Origin of the sequence: Photorhabdus sp. RM71S, from assembly GCF_042879355.1 — a bacterium.
Taxonomy (GTDB): domain Bacteria; phylum Pseudomonadota; class Gammaproteobacteria; order Enterobacterales; family Enterobacteriaceae; genus Photorhabdus; species Photorhabdus kayaii.
Genome location: NZ_JBHFKV010000112.1, coordinates 1 through 2094, shown reverse-complemented (window position 1 = coordinate 2094; position 2094 = coordinate 1). Strand labels below are relative to the sequence as shown.

Below are 2094 nucleotides of genomic sequence, written 5' to 3'. Positions count from 1 at the left end.
GATGACGCCTAGTACCCTCACGTTTGCTGAAAAAATGGACATGGCTCAACGACTGATCGGCGAGGCTACTGAGAATGGCACTACTGGACACAAGACTGGACTCAAGCCCATCAGTGAGATTGCTGATCGTTGGTTTGAAAAACTGGAAGCAAGATTTAATAATCCCGAATTACACAGAGGGCTTAAGACCGGATTCCGAGATTTTGACGAAATGCTAGCGCCCAAGTATATCGTCAACGGATCACTGTTTGTTATTGGTGCTCGCCCGAAAATGGGTAAAACCACTGTGTTAACTGAGATGGCAAAGAACGTCGCTAGTGATGGTCATCAGGTATTGTTGTTTAGCATGGAAATGACAGATGAGCAGTTATTTGAGCGTATGGTAAGTCAGAAATCAGGGGTGAATACAGATATGCTGTATGGTGGTTCTGATGATGAGTACGAATGGGCGCTACTCAGTAAGGCTATAGGTGAACTGAAAGATACTCCCAATATCTGGATTGATGATACGCCGGGAATGTCATTCGCTCATATCCAGTCACAGTGTCGTAAAATCAAGCGTAAAGTTGGGAAGATAGGTTTTATCGGTGTTGACTATCTAACGCTGATGAAGACTGAGAAAGCGGATCGGAATGATATTGCGTATGGCAATATCACAAAGGGCCTCAAGATACTGGCAAAAGAACTCGACACTGTTGTTGTTCTGCTAACTCAGCTTAACAGGAATATTGAGGAACGCGCCAACAAACGCCCAATGCCATCTGACAGCCGAGACACAGGCCAGATTGAACAGGACTGTGATTACTGGATGGGCGTCTACCGTGACTCTGTTTATCAAGAGAAATCGGACAAGACGCTGACAGAGTTGATATTGCGCCTCAATCGCCACGGTAAAGCTAACACTGTATATGTCGAACAAAAGGGCCTTTGCTTGTTCCATCTCGATCAAGCTGAAGGCGAGCGACGAGCCAAGCGCAACGAAGACAAGCCCAATAAACCCTACAGGAAGGATTTTTGATATGAACTGGATTAAATGTAGTGAGCAGTTACCGGAATTAGATACGCCCGTATTTGCTGGATGGTTTAATAGCGAAGGTGAATTCATTTGGAACTGCTACGTTAGAACATGGGACTCAGAAGGCTGGCTATGGTCTATTTGTCAAGATTTCGGACAAGGTGATTGGTTGCTTGATGATGATTACTCAATGATAACCCACTGGCAACCGATGCCAACCCCACCGGAGGACATAGAATGAAAATTAAAACAGAAAATTTGACAGGCCGTGCGCTGGATTATGCTGTTGCTATTTGTGATGGGTGGAGTACTGATTATTTGGATAAGAATCATGATGCTATACCCGAATATTCAACAGACTGGAGCGAATGCGGTAATTTAATTAGCAACAACGGAATTGAATTTAACTGGATCAGTGATGCAGCAATTGAGGCCCATTCTTATTTGTTGGGTGATGCATATGGATGGGGAGATGATCACTTAGAAGCTGCTTGCAGAATGATAGTGATTGCCAATTTTGACAAAGAAATCGAAATACCCGATGAATTGATTGAACAAGAGAGTAAATAACGATGAGGAACTTATCAGCATTCGTTGGCCCGAAACCGGAGATTTTAACGATATGTTGATCAATGGTGCAAAAGTGTTTCAAGAGCAGTTACAGAGATAAAGGATTTTTAATATGAACTGGATTAAATGCAGTGATGAGTTGCCAGCGCCCATAAAAACAGTGCTGATTGTCATATCTGGTCAAGTTTTCTGCGGGTATTTATCAATGGACGAAGAAAATGGATTTTATATACCGTCAGGAGATATATACATGGATTTAAATGCAGTCAGTCATTGGACGCCACTGCCACGGCCACCGGAGGATTTTTAACATGACAGAACTTAAGCCGTGTCCGTTTTGTGGAAGCAATGATCTTTGTCCTGATTATGAGGATAGAGGTTCATTGGACGAGTATGTGTCTTGGATTAACTGCGGGAATTGCGGAACAGATGGTCCGTTATCGAAATGGGAAAATAGTTACAAGGAAGCGGAATCGGCAGCTATTCGAGTCTGGAATAAGAGAGTAAAT

General features: G+C 43.2%; 5 protein-coding genes. All 5 read left to right on the top strand.

The annotated features are described in order from the left end of the window. A partial coding sequence (locus ACGF5R_RS23810; RefSeq protein ID WP_387693089.1) for a DnaB helicase C-terminal domain-containing protein occupies positions 1–1018 on the top strand: 1018 nt, incomplete at its 5' end. 1 nt (position 1019) lies between these two features. Beyond that, positions 1020–1256: a DUF551 domain-containing protein gene (locus ACGF5R_RS23805; RefSeq protein WP_176692841.1), complete on the top strand. Its 237-nt coding sequence runs from the start codon at positions 1020–1022 to the stop codon at positions 1254–1256. After that, the gene (locus tag ACGF5R_RS23800; protein ID WP_387693087.1) at positions 1253–1585 is read left to right on the top strand and encodes a phage protein NinX family protein; all 333 of its coding nucleotides are present in this window, start codon (positions 1253–1255) and stop codon (positions 1583–1585) included. The genes ACGF5R_RS23805 and ACGF5R_RS23800 overlap by 4 nt, the downstream gene beginning before the upstream one ends. Before the next feature lie 112 nt (positions 1586–1697). Further along, entirely contained in the window at positions 1698–1895 is a 198-nt protein-coding gene (locus ACGF5R_RS23795; protein WP_112879773.1) for a DUF551 domain-containing protein, read from the top strand. 1 nt (position 1896) lies between these two features. Next, positions 1897–2094, top strand: a 198-nt coding sequence (locus ACGF5R_RS23790; RefSeq protein ID WP_387693085.1) for a Lar family restriction alleviation protein, incomplete at its 3' end; no start/stop codon positions are given.

Coding starts and splice junctions, on each gene's coding strand:
- ACGF5R_RS23805 (WP_176692841.1), top strand. CDS start 1,020: ATGAACTGGATTAAATGTAGTGAGCAGTTACCGGAATTAGATACGCCC.
- ACGF5R_RS23800 (WP_387693087.1), top strand. CDS start 1,253: ATGAAAATTAAAACAGAAAATTTGACAGGCCGTGCGCTGGATTATGCT.
- ACGF5R_RS23795 (WP_112879773.1), top strand. CDS start 1,698: ATGAACTGGATTAAATGCAGTGATGAGTTGCCAGCGCCCATAAAAACA.